This is a genomic window from Hymenobacter daecheongensis DSM 21074 (assembly GCF_900141805.1).
GTDB lineage: Bacteria > Bacteroidota > Bacteroidia > Cytophagales > Hymenobacteraceae > Hymenobacter > Hymenobacter daecheongensis.
The window spans coordinates 1-16,357 of sequence record NZ_FQYN01000013.1 but is presented as its reverse complement, the minus strand read 5'-3'; the positions used below and the strand labels follow the sequence as shown (position 1 = coordinate 16,357).

19 protein-coding genes are annotated in these 16,357 nt (G+C 61.0%); 9 read left to right on the top strand and 10 right to left on the bottom strand.

All coding sequences use genetic code 11. The annotated features are described in order from the left end of the window. Nucleotides 1-5: 5 nt before the first annotated feature. Together porZ and recO are read left to right on the top strand one after the other, a co-directional pair. Entirely contained in the window at nt 6-2,366 is a 2,361-nt protein-coding gene (gene porZ, locus BUB62_RS18255; protein ID WP_073112678.1) for a type IX secretion system anionic LPS delivery protein PorZ, read from the top strand. Between the two features lie 134 nt (nt 2,367-2,500). Further along, nucleotides 2,501-3,223 (top strand): DNA repair protein RecO, encoded by a 723-nt coding sequence (recO, locus tag BUB62_RS18250; protein ID WP_073112676.1) that lies wholly within the window; start codon nt 2,501-2,503, stop codon nt 3,221-3,223. A 113-nt stretch (nt 3,224-3,336) separates the two neighbouring features. On the opposite strand, the gene BUB62_RS18245 is transcribed toward recO, so the two are convergent. The 5 genes from BUB62_RS18245 to BUB62_RS18225 form a co-directional block, all read right to left on the bottom strand. After that, nucleotides 3,337-3,789, bottom strand: a complete 453-nt coding sequence (locus BUB62_RS18245; protein WP_143164276.1) for an FKBP-type peptidyl-prolyl cis-trans isomerase — start codon at nt 3,787-3,789, stop codon at nt 3,337-3,339. A gap of 20 nt (nt 3,790-3,809) precedes the next feature. Further along, nucleotides 3,810-4,370 (bottom strand): FKBP-type peptidyl-prolyl cis-trans isomerase, encoded by a 561-nt coding sequence (locus BUB62_RS18240; protein WP_159437493.1) that lies wholly within the window; start codon nt 4,368-4,370, stop codon nt 3,810-3,812. A 75-nt stretch (nt 4,371-4,445) separates the two neighbouring features. Then, complete coding sequence (locus BUB62_RS18235; protein WP_073112670.1) at nt 4,446-4,940, bottom strand: FKBP-type peptidyl-prolyl cis-trans isomerase; 495 nt, start codon at nt 4,938-4,940, stop codon at nt 4,446-4,448. An 81-nt stretch (nt 4,941-5,021) separates the two neighbouring features. Continuing rightward, on the bottom strand, nt 5,022-5,999 hold the full coding sequence (locus tag BUB62_RS18230) for an FKBP-type peptidyl-prolyl cis-trans isomerase (protein ID WP_073112668.1): 978 nt from the start codon (nt 5,997-5,999) through the stop codon (nt 5,022-5,024). Nucleotides 6,000-6,037: 38 nt separating this feature from the next. Further along, entirely contained in the window at nt 6,038-7,081 is a 1,044-nt protein-coding gene (locus BUB62_RS18225) for a DHH family phosphoesterase (RefSeq protein ID WP_073112666.1), read from the bottom strand. A 303-nt stretch (nt 7,082-7,384) separates the two neighbouring features. Here BUB62_RS18225 and BUB62_RS18220 point away from each other — a divergent pair, with 303 nt between their 5' ends. Then, complete coding sequence (locus tag BUB62_RS18220; RefSeq protein WP_073112663.1) at nt 7,385-7,804, top strand: nucleoside-diphosphate kinase; 420 nt, start codon at nt 7,385-7,387, stop codon at nt 7,802-7,804. 132 nt (nt 7,805-7,936) lie between these two features. Here BUB62_RS18220 and BUB62_RS18215 read toward each other — a convergent pair whose 3' ends face one another. After that, nucleotides 7,937-9,223, bottom strand: a complete 1,287-nt coding sequence (locus BUB62_RS18215) for a nucleoside permease (protein WP_073112661.1) — start codon at nt 9,221-9,223, stop codon at nt 7,937-7,939. Nucleotides 9,224-9,631: 408 nt separating this feature from the next. Here BUB62_RS18215 and BUB62_RS18210 point away from each other — a divergent pair, with 408 nt between their 5' ends. The 4 genes from BUB62_RS18210 to BUB62_RS18195 are packed head-to-tail and all read left to right on the top strand — an operon-like array spanning nt 9,632 to nt 11,407. Next, nucleotides 9,632-10,198, top strand: a complete 567-nt coding sequence (locus BUB62_RS18210) for a hypothetical protein (RefSeq protein ID WP_073112659.1) — start codon at nt 9,632-9,634, stop codon at nt 10,196-10,198. 43 nt (nt 10,199-10,241) lie between these two features. After that, the gene (locus tag BUB62_RS18205; protein ID WP_073112657.1) at nt 10,242-10,493 is read left to right on the top strand and encodes a hypothetical protein; all 252 of its coding nucleotides are present in this window, start codon (nt 10,242-10,244) and stop codon (nt 10,491-10,493) included. A 34-nt stretch (nt 10,494-10,527) separates the two neighbouring features. Further along, the gene (locus BUB62_RS18200) at nt 10,528-11,118 is read left to right on the top strand and encodes a hypothetical protein (RefSeq protein ID WP_073112655.1); all 591 of its coding nucleotides are present in this window, start codon (nt 10,528-10,530) and stop codon (nt 11,116-11,118) included. After that, entirely contained in the window at nt 11,102-11,407 is a 306-nt protein-coding gene (locus BUB62_RS18195) for a winged helix-turn-helix domain-containing protein (RefSeq protein ID WP_234988818.1), read from the top strand. The genes BUB62_RS18200 and BUB62_RS18195 overlap by 17 nt, the downstream gene beginning before the upstream one ends. Nucleotides 11,408-11,483: 76 nt before the next feature. Here the strand turns inward: BUB62_RS18195 and BUB62_RS18190 are convergent, their stop codons facing one another. The 4 genes from BUB62_RS18190 to BUB62_RS18175 all read right to left on the bottom strand — a co-directional run bounded on the left by BUB62_RS18190 (nt 11,484) and on the right by BUB62_RS18175 (nt 13,952). Beyond that, on the bottom strand, nt 11,484-12,092 hold the full coding sequence (locus BUB62_RS18190) for a superoxide dismutase (protein ID WP_073112653.1): 609 nt from the start codon (nt 12,090-12,092) through the stop codon (nt 11,484-11,486). A 110-nt stretch (nt 12,093-12,202) separates the two neighbouring features. Beyond that, nucleotides 12,203-12,649, bottom strand: a complete 447-nt coding sequence (locus BUB62_RS18185; RefSeq protein ID WP_073112651.1) for a nucleoside deaminase — start codon at nt 12,647-12,649, stop codon at nt 12,203-12,205. Nucleotides 12,650-12,795: 146 nt separating this feature from the next. After that, entirely contained in the window at nt 12,796-13,359 is a 564-nt protein-coding gene (locus tag BUB62_RS18180; protein WP_084539198.1) for a hypothetical protein, read from the bottom strand. Between the two features lie 125 nt (nt 13,360-13,484). Beyond that, complete coding sequence (locus tag BUB62_RS18175) at nt 13,485-13,952, bottom strand: T9SS type A sorting domain-containing protein (protein WP_073112649.1); 468 nt, start codon at nt 13,950-13,952, stop codon at nt 13,485-13,487. 264 nt (nt 13,953-14,216) lie between these two features. Here BUB62_RS18175 and aspS point away from each other — a divergent pair, with 264 nt between their 5' ends. Together aspS and BUB62_RS18165 are read left to right on the top strand one after the other, a co-directional pair. Next, the gene (gene aspS / locus BUB62_RS18170; RefSeq protein WP_073112647.1) at nt 14,217-15,983 is read left to right on the top strand and encodes an aspartate--tRNA ligase; all 1,767 of its coding nucleotides are present in this window, start codon (nt 14,217-14,219) and stop codon (nt 15,981-15,983) included. 72 nt (nt 15,984-16,055) lie between these two features. Next, nucleotides 16,056-16,357 (top strand): transposase (locus BUB62_RS18165; RefSeq protein ID WP_143164275.1); only part of this gene is annotated, 302 nt, incomplete at its 3' end.

Below are 16,357 nucleotides of genomic sequence, written 5' to 3'. Positions count from 1 at the left end.
TGCCCATGAGTGTTCTGCTACGCGCCCGCCGCTGGTCCGGCATCCTGTCTTTCTTGCTCCTGACTGCGGCGACGGCCGCCACTACGCAGGCGCAGAGCACCGCCGGCTTCGGCGACTGGCAGCTGCACCTGCCCAACAACCGCGCCCGCGCCCTGGCCGATACCGGCCCGCGCGTGTACGTGGCCGCCGAGGATGCCTTTTTCTTCTACGATAAAGCCCTGAACACTACGCAGCTGCTCTCGCGCCGCGACGGTCTGCACGACGTGGGCGTGCGCACGCTGGCCTACGATGCTGCCACCAAACAAACCCTGATTGCCTACAACAACGGCAATCTGGACGTAATCCGCGAGGATGGCTCCATTCTGAACGTGACGGATATTCTGCGCAAGCAGCTCACCGGCAACAAGATCGTCTACCATATTTTCTTCAACTCCCGGCTGGCTTATCTCTCTTGCAGCTTCGGACTGGTGGTGTTCGATATGAGCAAGCTGGAAGTGCGCGACACTTATGGCAACATCGGCCGCAACGGCCAGCCTACGCCGGTATTTGCTACGGCCGTAGCCAATGGCAGCCTATTCGCCGCCACCGCCGACGGCCTGATGCGCGGCCGCCTCACCGACAACCTGTTCGACTACCGCCGCTGGACCATTGACATACCCGACCCGACGGGCCGCACCAACTCCCGGTTTCGCACGCTGGCCGTGCTGGGTGACCGGGTGTATGCCGGCATCGATTACAGCAATGTGTACTGCTACAACTGCGGCGGCGTGAGCTGGCAGCCTGTTTTCTCGGTGTATGCCGACCGCTACCGGCAGTTTACGCCCTCGGCCGCAGGTCTGCTCATTACCAGCGAAATTCTGAGCGACCGGATTTTGTCGGTGCTGAAGGCCGACAATACGCTTAGCCGACTGGGCACCGTCGCTCAGATTCCCAACCCCCAGATGGCTCTGCAGGACAAGGAAGGTGCTTTTTACATTGCCGATTCTCAAAATGGGCTCCTGAAAACCACCAACGGCCAGCAGGTAGAGAAATTCGTGACCAATGCCCCGGCCAATGCCCGCTCATTTAGCGTGCTGGCCGATGCCCGCACCAACACCGTGGACATTTTCAGCGGCGGCTATCAGGACCGCTACGTGCAGCAGGACTACCGGGCGGGCTTCTACGAGTACAAGGAAGGCCAGTGGACCAATTTCACGGCCGAAAACTACCCCGACCGCGCCCAATACCCCAACATCAAGGACCTGGCCCGCGGCGTGCGCACCCCGGACGGCACCCTCTACATTGCCACCTACGGCGACGGCGTGCTGCAATGGAAGGGCTTGGGGAAATTCACGCAGTTCACGCAGGGCACGGCCGGCTCGCCGCTGCGCTCGGCCATCCCCACCGATCCGGCCTACACGCGCGTTACGGATGTGGCCGTGGATGCGGGCGGCAGCGTGTGGGTCGTCAACCGCCACCAGCGGCCGGGGCTGCCGGGGCTGCACATCTACAGCCCTGGGGCCAATACTTGGCGGACCGCCGCCTACTTCGCGGGCTCCGAAAACCTGGACCGTATTGTGTTGGACGACAATGGTTTCGCCTGGGTTTCGCAGGCCCGGCTGGGCGGCAACGGCATCGACTGCTACGACGACAAGACCAAAACTGCCCGTCACTTCTCGGGCGGGGCGGGCCTGCCCTCCGGCGAGATATATGACCTGGTGAAAGACCGCAAAGGCGACATCTGGGCCGCTACCATCAAGGGCGTGGCCGTGTACAACGACCCCAGCCAGGCGCTGCTGGCCGGCAATACCGTGGATTTCCGCACGCCCATCGTGCGCACCGGCATCAGCGCGGGCTTTCCGGTGCTGCGCGATGAGGTGGTGCACGCCATTGCCGTGGATGGCGGCAACCGCAAGTGGTTCGGCACCGACCGCGGCCTGTGGCTGTTCAACGAAGATGGCGACGAGGAACTGCAGCACTTCACCACCGAAAACAGCCCGCTGCCCTCCAACAACATCGTTGATATTGATATAAATAACCGCACCGGCGAAGTATTCGTGGCCACCACGGGCGGCGTGGTGGCGTACCGGGGCTCGGCCACCGTCACGGAAGGCGAGGTGAGCTGCGCTAAAGTTTCGCCCAACCCCGTGCGCACCGATTTCAGCGGCGAGGTCGGTATTTCGGGTCTGGCCAACAACGGCTACGTGAAAATTACGGACGTGACCGGCAAGCTCGTGTATCAGACGCGCCCCAATGGCGGCACCGTAGTCTGGAACCTGACCGACTACAACGGCCGCAAGGTGCAGTCGGGCGTGTATCTGGTGCTGTCGTCGGATGCCGATGGCAAGAATGGCTGCATCAGCAAAGTGGCGGTGGTAGCTCGCTGAGGCAATTAAAAATTGAGAATTAAAAATTAAAAATGTCCGCTCAACGGTTATTCTGTCGGGCCGCCGCCGGCTCAGGTTTCCGAAATTACCGCCGGCTTTTTAATTCTCAATTCTTAATTTTTAATTGAAACCCTATGCTGATCAAAACCCGGGGCATCGTTCTGAGCTACATCAAATACCGCGAAACGTCCATCATTGCCCGCGTGTATACCGAGCGGCTGGGGCTGCAGACGTACATCGTGAACGGCGTGCGCAAGGCCAAGCCGCCGGGCCGCATTGCGCTGTTTCAGCCCTTCACCCTGCTCGATCTGGTGGCGTACACTTCGCGGCAGGGCGGCATCACGCGGCTGTCGGAATACCGGTGCGCCATTCCCTTCAGCAGCCTGCCCTACGATGTGTATAAGAGCAGCGTGGTGCTGGTGCTGGCCGAAATAGTGGGCCGCACGCTGCTGGAAGAGGAGGAGAACGAGCCCCTGTTCAACTTCCTGCACGACTCCATTCTGGCCTTCGATCAGCAGACGGAAGGCTACGAAAACTTTGCCCTGAGCTTCCTGCTCCAGCTGGCCGGCTACTTGGGCTTCGGCATCGAAACCGGGGCCGAGGTGACCACGCAGGTGGCTTTCGCCGGCGCCGCACCCGCCACCGCCACCGATACGGCCGGCCCCGTCGCGCTCCGCTTCCGCGAGTTCGACCACTATTTCGATGAGCTGCTATTGGACCCTACGCGCACCACCATTCCCAACGGCCGCGTGCGCCGCGAGCTGCTGGCCGTGCTCATCCGCTACTACCAGCTCCACGTCGAAAAGCTCGGCGACATTCGTTCCCTGGCCGTGCTGTCGGAAGTGCTGGCTGAGTAGAAACGGGAGGTCAAAAGCACGTCATTCCGAGCGCAGCCGAGGAATGACCACCTAAACAGATGAAATCAAAAAAGGCCTCTCCGATGTAGAGAGGCCTTTTTTCGTTTCATCATCTACCGAATTCGAACTACTTCCAGCTCAAAAACCAGGTTGGCATTCGGCGGAATCAGGAAGCGGCTCTCGTCGTCGGGGTTGCGCACGCCCCGGCTGCCATAGGCCTGCTCGGCCGGAATGGAAACCCAGGCGCGGGTGCCCGCCGGCAGCAGCAGCAGCACCTCGTCCCAGCCCCGGATAACCTCGCCCCGGCCCACACGCAGCCGCAGCGGCCGGCCCTGGCCCGCCGACGAGTCGAACATGCGGCCATCAGGCAGAAAGCCGGTGTAATGCACCGCCATCCGGTCGCCGGGGCGGGCCGGCGCGCCGGAGCCTGGCATCCGCACTACGTAGCGCACGCCGCTGGCCAGCCGCACGGTGTCGGTGGGCATGGCGCGGTGGCCGGCGTGGGCCGCCGACGCAGCCGCCAGCAGCAGGCAGACCAAGGCTGCGAAAGAGCAAAAGCGGGACATAGCGGCAGCGCGCAAGCGGATCAGAGAACTTTGGTGACTTCCAGGTCGAGCCATACGGGCTCATCAGGCAGCACGCCCAACTGGGCATAGCCCCCGCGGCCATAGGCCATGTAGGAAGGGATAAAAATCTTCTTGCGCCCGCCCAGCTTCATGGTTTTGAGCGCCTCGTGCTGCCCTTTGATGATGGACGTGCTCTGATCCACGATCAGTTCGACGCACTTGCAGAGCGTGCGGTTGTCATAGGTGTTTTCAAATACCACGTCGTTCAGCTCCTGGCTCAGAAAGCGGGCGGTGTATTTGGTTTGCACCTTCTGCCCGGCCACGATGGTAGCCCCGGTGCCTTCGGCCAGCGTAATGAGGTACACGCCCGATTCCAGGCGGGTGTAGCTGCCGCTGGCAATGCCGTTGCGAGTGAAATAGCCCTGAATCAGGGCCTCATCGATAATCTTGTGCTTCTCCTCGTACTCGCGCGCTTCCTTCTGAAAGTCGTTTTCCTTTTTGCAGGCCGATAGCAGCGGCAGCAGTACCAGCAGGAGCGCCACCAGGCGCGTGAGGGCCAGTCGGTTCGTTGAAATGTTCATCTTCATGCTTAAGTAGAGGAAAAACTGCCTGCTTGAGTTGCATAGGCTGCCCAAGCGCGACAACGCCTCCGAGTTTTACTTCACATCCACCAGCTCCACCTCAAACTGCAGCACGCTATTGGCCGGAATGGTGGGCGGCGAGCCAGGCTTACCGTAGCCCAGCGCCGACGGAATCAGCAGCATGGCTTTGTCGCCCTTGTGCATCAGGGCAATGCCTTCATCCCAGCCCGCAATAACGCGGCCGCGGCCCAGCGAAAATTCAATCGGCTTGTTGCCGTTGCGCGACGAGGCATCGAACACGGTGCCGTCGAGCAGGCGGCCGGTGTAGAGCACCGACACGGTCTGGCCGGTTTTGGGCTGCACCGTGCTGGCCGCCGACGATACCGGCACGTAGTACAGGCCCGAGTTCTGGCGCTGCGCTCCGGTCAGCTTGTTGTCGTCGATGTATTTCTTGATGAGGGCTTCATCAATCTTCTCGTAGTCCTTTTTGCAGGCCGTGAGCAAGCTGGCCGAGCCGAGCAATAGCAGGAGCAAAAGCCGGAAGGCCGGCCCCGAAACGCGGTTTTTCATGGAGTGCTTTATCTAAAAAAAAGGCCGTCGTACCCGTCCCAAGGGCGCAGGATACGACGGCCTGTACTCAGAAGCTAACGACTACTTTACGTCAACCAGTTCCACGTCGAAGCGCAGGGGCGCGTCGGCCGGAATGTCGGCGCCCGCGCCGCGCTGCCCGTAGGCCAGCGACGAGGGAATGAGCAGCGTGGCCTTGGTGCCTTTGTTGAGCAGGGCAATGCCCTTGTCCCAGCCCGGAATCACCTGGCCCACGCCCAGCGGGAAGTCAATCGGCTTGTTGCCCATCTTCTCCGACGAGTCGAACACCTTGCCGTCGAGCAGCGTGCCTTTATACAGCACCGAAACCGTCTGGCCCTGCTTGGGCACAGCGCCGGTGCCGGGCTTGGTCACCACGTAGTAGATGCCCGAAGGGTCTTTCTTGGCCGTGAGGCTATTTTTCTTGATGTAGTCCTGCAGAATTATGTCGTCCTTTTTGAGCTGCGTTTCCGCGTAGGCCATCATCTTCTTCTGCTGCTCTTCCATCTGCTTCTGCTGGTCGGCGGTGGCCTCCTCGCGGGTCTGCAGCTTCTCGGCCTTCACATACATCGTCATGAACGAAGTAGCAGCTTTGGCATCCTTGGCCGCTTTGGGCTTCATAAACGGCGGCACGGGCTGCTTGAACGACTTGGCGAAAATGGTATCCACGTTGAAGCGGAAGATGGCCGAGTCGCCGGGCTGCAGCATGGCAATGGCTTCCTCAATGCCGCCTTTCACCTTCACGTCCTGCAGCTCAATGCGCATTGGCAGGCCCTGCTGCTTGCGCGAGTTGAACAGCACGGAATCTTTGTAAGTGCGGTATTCCACGTTCAGGGCCAGAATTTTGCCCATGCGCGTCTTGTAGGTGTCGTCGCCGGTGGCGGCCACCTCGCGGCTGCTGTACTTGCCGCCCTCGTTTTTGAAAACCTGGTACTCGATGCCGGAAGCCGTTTTGGCGAAATCACCGCCGCCTTTGTTGCAGGAGGCTAGGCCCATAACGCCGGCCGCCAGGGCTAGGCTCAGAAAATTGCGTTGAAGAAGCATGAAAAAGGAAGAGTTGGGGGAAGAGATTTTGGGGCAAGTTACGCCGCGGGCGGCGCAACCGCTAGCGGAGCCGTCACAAGCTTGGTCTGATACTCGGGCAGCAGGGCCAGAAAGCGCTCCACGGTAGCTTCCAGCGGCTCGTGGCTGATGCCGCCGGACGCATTATGGTGGCCGCCGCCGTTGAAGTTTTTGCGGGCAAACTCGTTCACCGAGAAGTCGCCCACCGAGCGGAAGGAGATTTTCACGGCCTGGCCGCGGTCAATGAGCACGGCGGCAAACACCACGCCCTCAATGCTGAGCGCGAAGTTCACCAGTCCTTCCGTGTCGCCGGTTTTGGACTGGTACTGGCGCAGCTCGTCCTGGGTAATGGCAATATAGGCCGTGTTGTATTCGCGCAGCACCACCAGCTTATCCTTCAGCACGAAGCCCAGAAAGCGTAGGCGCATCTCGGAGTGCGAATCGTAGATGCGACGATGCACCGAGGAAAGGTCGATGCCGGCATTCAGCAGCTCGGCAATGATGAGGTGCACGTTGCGCGAGGTGCTGGGGTGGCGGAAGGAGCCTGTATCGGTCATGATGCCCGCGTACAGGCTTTCGCCCATGCCTACGTCAATCATATCCTGGTCGCCCAGGTCGCGGATTACCTCGAACACCAGCTCGGCCGTGGCCGCCGCTTTCGGGTTCGAGAAGTCGAGGTCGGCGAACTGCTCGGGCTCCAGGTGGTGGTCGATGAGCACCTTGGTGCCGGGGGCCTGCCGGATGTACTCGCCCATCTCGTTGATGCGGCCCAGGCAGCTGAAATCGAGGCAGAAAATGACCTCCGCCGTGCGAATGATTTCGCGGACCTGCGCATCGTTGCGCCGCGCATCATAAATGATAACCTCGTCGTTGCCGGGCATCCAGGCCAGGAAATCGGGGTAATCGGAGGGCGTGACCACCGTGACGTGGTGGCCTTTCTTCCGCAGGTAGCCCGCCAGGCCCAGCGAGGAGCCGAGGGCATCGGCATCGGGCTTGTGGTGGGTGGTGATGAAAATCTGCCGGGGCTGCGCGAGCAGCTCCTTCAGGTCGCTGATGGTGGACATTGCCTACTGATAGGTGGCTGAAATTCGGGGTGTTAAGCCCGGAGCAAGGCGGCAAAAGTCGGAAATATTCTCCAGATATGCGTTGTGCCAACAAACCCAAGGGGCGTTTGGGTTCGGGAAGGGCTGAGTAGCAGCGCGGTGTTGGAGGCCGCGGCCCCGCCGGCAGGGGCGGGCAGGGCGGCGTTTTCGGCGTTTTGCGGCGGCGCTTTTAGTTGTCCGGTAATATTCGCCTATTTTTGCGCCCGCAATTGGAACAGTTGCGCCTTCCCAAGCCTCTCATTTTTCAGCCTTACTATTTTCCGCATGGCCACGAACCGCACGTTTACGATGATTAAGCCCGACGCAACCCAGGAAAACCACATTGGTGGTATCCTGAGCATGATCGAGGCCGGGGGCTTCCGCATCGTCGCGCTTAAGAAACTCAATCTGTCGGCCGAGCGCGCCGGCAAATTCTACGAAGTGCACGCCGAGCGGCCCTTCTACGGCGACCTGGTGAAGTACATGTCGTCAGGCCCGATTGTGGCTGCCATCCTGGAGAAGGACAACGCCGTGGCTGATTTCCGCACCCTGATTGGCGCTACCAACCCCGAGCAGGCCGCCGAAGGCACCATCCGGAAGAAATACGCCAAGAGCATCGAAGCCAACGCCGTGCACGGCTCCGACTCCGACGACAACGCCAAAATCGAAGGCGACTTCTTCTTCGCTGCCGACGAGCAGTTCTAAGCTTCGGCCCGCAGCCTGCTGCGCTTTTCAACAAAAATCCCGCTTTGCAGGCTGCAAAGCGGGATTTTTTATTTGCCAGAAGTAGACTATTTATAAACCTTTTTTGTGCTAAACGGCCCGAAATGGTCAGGCCTACGCCTGCTCCACGGTCAGCAGTTGCTCGGGGTGGCCTTCGCCCACGGCCACGGCTTGGGTGTGCTTGTGCTTGAACAGCAGCAGGAACAGCACCGCAATGACCAGCGAATACAGGGCAAAGGAAAGCCAGATGCTATGCCAGTCTTTGGTGCCATCGGCCAGGGTGAAGTATTCCTGAATGATAACGCCGCTCAGCGAGCTGCCCAGCACGGCCCCAAAGCCGTTGGTCATCATCATAAACAGCCCCTGAGCGCTGGCTCGGATGCTGGGGTCGGTCTGGGTTTCGACGAACAGCGAGCCGGAGATGTTGAAGAAGTCGAAGGCCATACCGTAGACGATGCAGGAGAGAATGATCATCCAGAGGCCCGAGCCGGGGTTGCCGTAGGCGAACAGACCGAAGCGCAACACCCAGGCAATCATGCTGAAAAACATAACCTGCTTGATGCCGAAGCGCCGCAGGAAAAACGGAATGGCCAGGATAAACAGCGTTTCCGAAATCTGCGAGATGGACATGATGATGGCCGGATACTTCACCGCCAGGGAGCCCTGGTAGGCCGGCACCTTGTCGAAATCGTGCAGGAAGGTGTCGCCGTAAGCATTGGTGAGCTGCAGAGCCGCGCCCAGTAGCAGGGCAAACACAAAGAACGTGGCCATCTTGGTATCGCGCAGCAGCGCAAACGACTTCAGGCCCAGCGCATCGACGAAGGAGCGGGTGGGCGCATTGCGCGACGGCGGCGGGCAGGCAGGCAGCGTGAAGGAGTAGAAGCCCAGCAGAATAGCCGCCGCGGCCGCTACATAGAACTGGCTCGACGACTTCTCGATACCCAGCAAACTCACCGTCCACATGGCCACGATGAAGCCGATGGTGCCCCACACCCGGATGGGCGGATAGTCCTTCACCACGTCGCCGCCCTTGTTTTTGAGCACCGAATACGAAACGGCAATGGCCAAAGCCAGCGTGGGCATGTAGAATATCATGTTCAGCAGCATCACCCAGAACATGGTCGTCGGGTTGTAGACCATGGGCACGGTGAACAACACGAGGCCGCCCAGGATGTGCAGGATACCAAAAAGCTTCTCGGCATTCACCCACTTATCGGCCACGATGCCCATTAAAGAGGGCATGAAGATGGCTGCGATGCCCATAGTGGAGAAGATGGCCCCGAACTCCGCTCCCGACCACTTCATGGTCTGGAACCAGTATGCCCCAATGGTTATCAGCCACGAGCCCCAGATGAAGAACTGTAGGAAACTCAATACAATAAGGCGCAGCTTGGTACTCATGCAGGGTAGGTTGAGTTGGGTGGGAAAAAGGAAATCCGGGTTTGAAGAGAGAGCCGGATTACCTTGGGAAGGCGAAGTTGGCGGAAGAGAAATCGGGCAAGTCGGGGAAGCTGCCAGGGAGCCGGTCGGGCCACCAGGTGGCCGCGCCCCCGGCGGAAGGAGGGAGGCCAGGACCAGCCCGGCAGTCCGGTAAATCAGTTCATAGAAAGCTGCAAAAGGCAAATCACAACTCCGGTGATGAGGGCCGGAATGCCAAAGATAACTAAAATCGGAAACGCTGCTACGGGCCTTTTTCGGGCGAGCCGTGGGGTTATAAATAAAGTTTGCCGAATAGTTTGGTTTATAATGTAAAGTGGTTTATGTTTGTATCGTTCAAGCAGTCATCCACAACCCCAACTGTTTTTCGCCATGCAAACCCCCGCCACTTTCTCGCCCGCCCAGCTTTCTGCCGCCGACCATCCGCTGGCCATCACGCCGCAGGAACTGGCCACTAATGCCACCGACTATCTGCTGTGGGGCACGGCCGTGGGCACGGCGGCCATCGTGCAGGCCGTAGCGCCGGAGTTGGAGGGTTTGTCTTTCCGGGTGGCCGTGGCCGGAGCCGGACTGGCGGCGTTTGGGTTTCACTTCTACCGGGGGCTGCGGCAGGAGCTGCGCTCGGGGCAGGGCGAGGCCGTGCGGCTGCTGCGCCTGGCCACTTGGGTGCTGCTGGCCGTGTTGCCGGCGCTGGTGCCGCGCCTGGGCTGGGCCACAGTGCTGCCGCTGCTTCTGTTTGCCATGGGCACGCGCACCTTCGTGGCCGGTGGCATTCTACAGCGCCGCACCCTGATTTTTGGCGGGGCTGCCGCCTGGGTTTTCGCCACGATGGCCCTGCGCCTGCCCGCCCCCGCCGACCAAATGCTGCTGCTGGCGGCCGGTGCCGCTGCCGCGCTGCTGCTGCCCGGCGCTGTGCTGCGCGCCGCCACTCGGGCGTAGGCGGCCTGCTTTCGGTCCTTTCTTTTTCCTTTGGTTTGTCGTCATGAAAGCTTTCCCGAATCCTTCGCCAAGCTCTGCTGATACGCCTGCGTTAAGTGGCTGGCTGCGCCACGGCCTGGGCGGGGCGTGGCTGGAAGCAGCCGCCGCGCTAGTGCGGGGCCGGGCTGCAGAAGCCGGCACTACCGCACCGCGCCCGCAGCCGACGGCTCTGGCCGTGGTGCCGGCCCCGCAGCTGTCGGCCGCCGAAATGCGCTGCAATCCGTTTTTTGACCTGTTTTTCACTTCCTCCCTGTAAGCCAACCGCGCTTCATACTTCTTTCCTTCCCTTCATGGAAACCACCGAAAAACCGCTTACCGGCCCCGAAAGCCTGCTTATCATCCAGCAGATGATTCAGGCCGCCAAAGAAGACCTGAGCGACAATTCCTTCGATCTGCTGTTCTGGGGCTGGCTGGTGATGGTAGCCAGCCTGGCCCACTACATGCTGCTGCTCGCTCACTTCGACAAGCCCTGGCTGCCCTGGGCGCTGATGCCGCTGGGCGGCGTGGTGTCGGGCATCTACCACTACCGGCAGGAAAAGCGCCGCACGGCCCGCACCCCGCTCAGCGACTTCATGAGCTTTCTATGGATCGGCTTCAGCGTGCTGCTGATCATTGTGCTGGGCGTGGGCATGCGCTACGGCTGGCAGCAGGCCTACCCGCTGCTGATTGCGCTGTATGGCCTGGGCACGTTTGTGAGCGGCGGGGCGCTGCGGTTTCGGCCGCTGGTGTATGGCGGGGCAGCGTGCTGGCTGCTGGCCACGGCGGCTTTCCTGGTGCCGTTTCCGACGCAGCTGCTGCTGGTAGCGGCCGCCGTGCTGGTGAGCTACATCATTCCCGGGCATCTGCTCAAAGCTCGCTTCCGCCGTGGCCGCGCCGTTTGAGGAACTCGACCCGCTGCTGCACTCCCAGCTGCGCCTAGCGGTGATGTCGCTGCTGCTGAGTGTGCGTGAGGCCGAATTCACGTTTCTGAAGGAGAAAACCGGCGCCACCGCCGGCAACCTGAGCGTGCAGCTGGGCAAGCTCAAAGACGCCGGCTACCTGACCCTGACGCGCGAGATGAACGGCAGCTACCCGCTCACCCGCTGCGCCATCACCCCGCAGGGCGTCACCGCTTTCGAGACGTACGTGCAGGCGCTGCAGCGATACCTCAAGCCGCCCGGCTCGGCCTGAACCTGCCTGCAAGGCGCAAACAAAAAGCCCGCTCCGGAACCGGAGCGGGCTTTTTTTACTGGAAAAATAGCTGCTGCTACTTCGTTTCGCTGAAGCGGCGGTTTACTTCGTCCCAGTTGATCAGGTTGTAGAAGGCCGCGATGTAGTCGGGGCGGCGGTTCTGATATTTGAGGTAGTAGGCGTGCTCCCACACGTCGAGGCCCAGCACCGGAATGCCTTTGCAGCCCGTGTCGGGCATCAGCGGGTTGTCCTGGTTGGCCGTCGAGCAGATCTGCATCGAGCCATCGGCCTGCTTGCAGAGCCACGCCCAGCCCGAGCCGAAGCGCGTGGTGGCGGCTTTGGTGAATTCTTCCTTGAATTTCTCGTAGGAGCCGAACGACTTGGTGATGGCTTCGCCCACGGCTCCGGTGGGCTCACCGCCGCCGTTGGGGCCGAGGATGGTCCAGAACAGGGAGTGGTTCCAGTGGCCGCCGCCGTTGTTGCGCACTGCAGCCGGAGCAGCCGCAATGTTGTGCAGCAGCTCTTCCAGGCTCTTGCCTTCCATATCGGTGCCGGCAATGGCGTTGTTCAGGTTCGTAACGTAGGCCTGGTGGTGCTTGCCGTGGTGGATTTCCATCGTCTGGGCATCAATCTGCGGCTCCAGGGCGCTGTAATCGTAGGGCAGTTTTGGGAGTTCGAAAGCCATAGCTTGGGGAATTGGAGTGGAAGAAAAGGGAAACGGGTGAGTACTCAGGTACTAACTCCCCGCGCCGGTGCATGGTTACACACACCGGCGCGGGGCCGCTCAAAAGTAGATTATTTCCGCTTTCGCAGGAAGAACTGCTGCATCAGCTCGGCGCACTCGCCCGGCAAAATGCCCGTGACCAGCTCGGTGCGCGGGTGCAAAAGATTGCCGTAGCGGCGGAAACCGCGTTTTTCCTCGGCGGCGCCATACACCACGCGCTGCACCTGGGCCCAGAAGCTGGCCCCCGCGCACATCACGCAGGGCTCCACCGTCACGTAGAGCGTGCAGTCGGCCAGGTACTTGTTGCCCACGAAGTTAGCCGCCGCCGTGAGGGCCAGCATCTCGGCGTGGGCCGTCACGTCGCGCAGCTTTTCGGTCTGGTTGTAGGCGCGGGCAATGATCTGCTTATCCATCACGACCACCGCCCCAATTGGAATTTCGTCCTCCGCCAGCGCATACCGCGCCTGCTTCAGCGCCTCCCGCATATAGTGCTCGTCGGAGTAGAGGGAAAGGGTCATGGGTTGATGTGCTGATTTTTTAATGTGCTGATGTGGTTGAATGTGTTAGTGTGCTGATTTGCTGAATGTGCTGACAGAGGCAGGTAAGCAGGTTTTGAAAACTAACAATCAGCACATCAGCACATCAAAAAATCAGCACATCAGAATCATTTCATCATAATGCTTTTCATCACGGCTTGGGCGGTGGGTTGCCACTGGGCCTGCTCGTCGGCGGGGGCATCGAAGGTGAACACGAACAGCTGGTCGCCCTGGATGGCATACTGCACCAGCTGGTACTTGCGGATGGGGGCCAAGTTGCTGCCGCGCCGCGTGTCATTTACCGTCGAGACGAACTCTAGCATGATGAAGTCGCGCTTATTGATGGTGCGGATGTCTTCGCCCAGAAACTGCACCTTGGAGTACATATTCTGAATGCTGGCCTTGTAGATTTTCAGCAGCAGGCCGTAGTCGCGGTCATTAAAAGTGGTCGGCTTCTGGGCCACGCTGAAGTCGATGCGGCCGCTGGGGTCGGTGAACACGGCCAGCGGGCGGCGAGCGGCGGGGTATTTGGCCGCAATGCCATCATCGGGCAGGGGCACAAAGCCGCGGGGCACGCCCACCGCCAGGTTTTTGGTGATAGTGGTTTTGGTGAGCTTAGGGCTGCTGAACGCGGCCAGCGTGAGCACCAGCAGCAGGGCGGCGAGGCGCAAAAGGAGCGGGTTGGTTTTCATAGTTGCGGGGGCAAGGTACTAATAGCGGCCCAACGCCCGGCCGCCCAGGCCGGCGCGGGCCCCAAACAAAAACCTCCGAAACCAGAAGGATTTCGGAGGTGAGAAAGGCTGAAAATGGGCCTGCGCTAGCGGCGCTTGCGCGATACCGGGGCCGAAGGGTACTTGATGCGCACCTTCTTCCAGTACACGTAATTGCCGGTTTTGGCCTCTACCATATACGTGCCGGCCGGAATGCGGCCCAGATCCACGGGCTGGCCGGTGTTGTTGGCCGGGTCGAGGGCGGTGCTGTAAATCGCCTTGTTTTTGTAGTCCGTCATCACCAGCGTGCCGGGCTTGGTAAACTGCTGGGTGAAGCTCAGGAAGATGGTGCCCGAGTTAGGGTCCGGAAATACGTCGATGCCCGACAGGGTTTCTACCCGCTTGATGGGACCGTTGAGCGTGACGGGCTCGGCATTTACGTCCGTTTTGGTTTTCACCGTGGTGCCCGTGGCCTCCGATTTCGATTTGGTTTTGACCTTGGTCGGCGTGGTTTGCGCCTGGGCGGTGGCGAAGGTCAGCAGCGCGGCGGCGGCGAGGAGAGCGGTACGTTTCATATGCAAAAGAAGGGAGAAAGAAGGCGAAAAAGCAGGGTCGGGGAGGCGCATTGCAGAATCCGGGCCAAAGTTGGCCGCTGGCCCGGCCGCGCGTCTGAGCTACGCAGTTGGCGCGACGGCAGTTGGCCGCGCCGCCAAATAAACGCCCGAAACCGGCGCTTCCCCCGCCGATTTTGGCCCCCGCGCCCGGCGCGTGTGGTGCGGCCGCCCATGAATCCTATCTTTGCGGCCGGCCCCGGCCTCTTCCCCTGACTACCTCCGCTTATGCTTCGTACCCACACCTGCGGCGAACTTCGCCTCGACCACGTTGGCCAAACCGTCACGCTCACCGGCTGGGTGCAGCGCACCCGCGACGCGGGCGGCATCTCCTGGATTGTGCTGCGCGACCGGTACGGCCTCACCCAGCTGGCCCTCGAAGAAGGCGTGGAAAGCGCCGAAGTGCGCGAGCAGGCCCGCCACCTGGGCCGCGAATTCGTGCTCTCCGTGACTGGCCAGGTAGCCGAGCGCTACTCCAAAAACGACAAGCTGCCCACCGGCGACATCGAAATCCGGGTCGAAAAGCTCACTGTGCTCAACCCGGCCAAGCTGCCGCCCTTCCTGATTGAAGACGAAACCGACGGCGGCGACGACCTGCGGATGAAGTACCGCTACCTCGACCTGCGCCGCAACCCCGTGCGCCAGAATCTGATGCTGCGCCACCAGATGGCCCAGGCCGTGCGCCGCTTTCTGGATGGCCAGCAGTTTATCGAAGTCGAAACCCCGGTGCTCATCAAGAGCACGCCCGAAGGTGCCCGGGACTTTGTGGTGCCCTCGCGCATGAACCCCGGCGAGTTTTATGCCCTGCCGCAGTCGCCCCAGACGTTCAAGCAGCTGCTGATGGTGTCGGGCTTCGACCGCTACTTCCAGATCGTGAAGTGTTTCCGCGACGAGGACCTGCGCGCCGACCGCCAGCCCGAGTTCACCCAGATCGACTGCGAAATGGCCTTCGTGGAGCAGGAAGACATCCTGAACACGTTTGAGAGCCTGGTGCAGTACCTGTTTAAGGAGGTGAAGGGCCTCGACATCGGCAAGCTGCCCCGCATGACCTACGCCGATGCCATGCGCCTCTACGGCAACGACAAGCCCGACACGCGCTTCGATATGCACTTCGTGGAGCTGAACGACGTGGTGAAAGGCCAGGGCTTCCCCGTGTTCGACAACGCCGAGCTGATAGTGGGCATCAACGCGCATACCTGCGCCCACTACACCCGCAAGCAGCTCGACGAGCTAACCGAGTTCGTGAAAAAGCCCCAAGTGGGCGCTACCGGCCTGGTCTACGCCCGCGTGGATGCCGACGGCAACGTGAAGTCGTCGGTGGATAAGTTCTACTCGCCGGAAGAGCTGCAGAAGTGGAGCGCGGCGCTGGGGGCCAACCCCGGCGACCTGCTGCTGGTGCTGGCCGGCCCGGCTCACAAAACCCGCAAGGCCATGTCGGAGCTACGCCTGGAGATGGGCCAGCGCCTGTGCCTGCGCGATAAAAACGACTTTTCGCCGCTGTGGGTGGTCGATTTTCCGCTGCTCGAATACATCGAGGAGGAGGGCCGCTACTTCGCCATGCACCACCCGTTCACCTCGCCTAAACCCGAAGATATGGCCCTGCTCGACAATCCCGAAACCATCGGGCAGGTGCGGGCCAATGCCTATGATATGGTGATAAACGGCGTAGAAGTGGGCGGCGGCTCCATCCGCATCCACGACCGCGCCGTGCAGGCCCGCATGTTCTCGCTGCTGGGCTTTTCGGATGAGGAAGCCAAGGCCCAGTTCGGCTTCCTGCTCGATGCTTTCGAGTACGGCGCGCCGCCCCACGGCGGCATCGCCTTCGGCTTCGACCGCCTCTGCAGCCTCTTCGGCGGCGCCGATTCCATCCGCGACTTCATTGCCTTCCCCAAAAACAACTCCGGCCGCGACGTGATGATCGACTCGCCCTCGGTGATTTCCGGCGCTCAGCTCAAGGAGCTGAGCATTGAGACGAAGGTGGCGGAGAAGAAGTAGCCGCTACGTTTTATAGTTGACACAAAAAGCGGCACCCGACGAATCGGGTGCCGCTTTTTGTGTCAACTGTCGATGCGTTTTCCCAAAGCGAGTCTAGAGCGTGAGGACAATTACCTTTCGGTAAACTACAAGGAGAAGATGCATCGTCATGAAATCACGGACCGGCAATGGGGGTTGGTCGCGCCGCTGCTGCCGGGCAAAACCACGGATTGCGGCGTGACAGCAGCCGACAACCGCTTGTTTTTCAACGCCGTGGTGTGGCTCTTGCGCACTGGGGCCGCGTGGGCGGACCTGCCTGAGCGTTTCGGTAAGCCCAATTCCGTCTGTCGTCGCTTCCGTCGCCTGGCCCAAAAAGGCGTGTGGGAAGCGGTTTT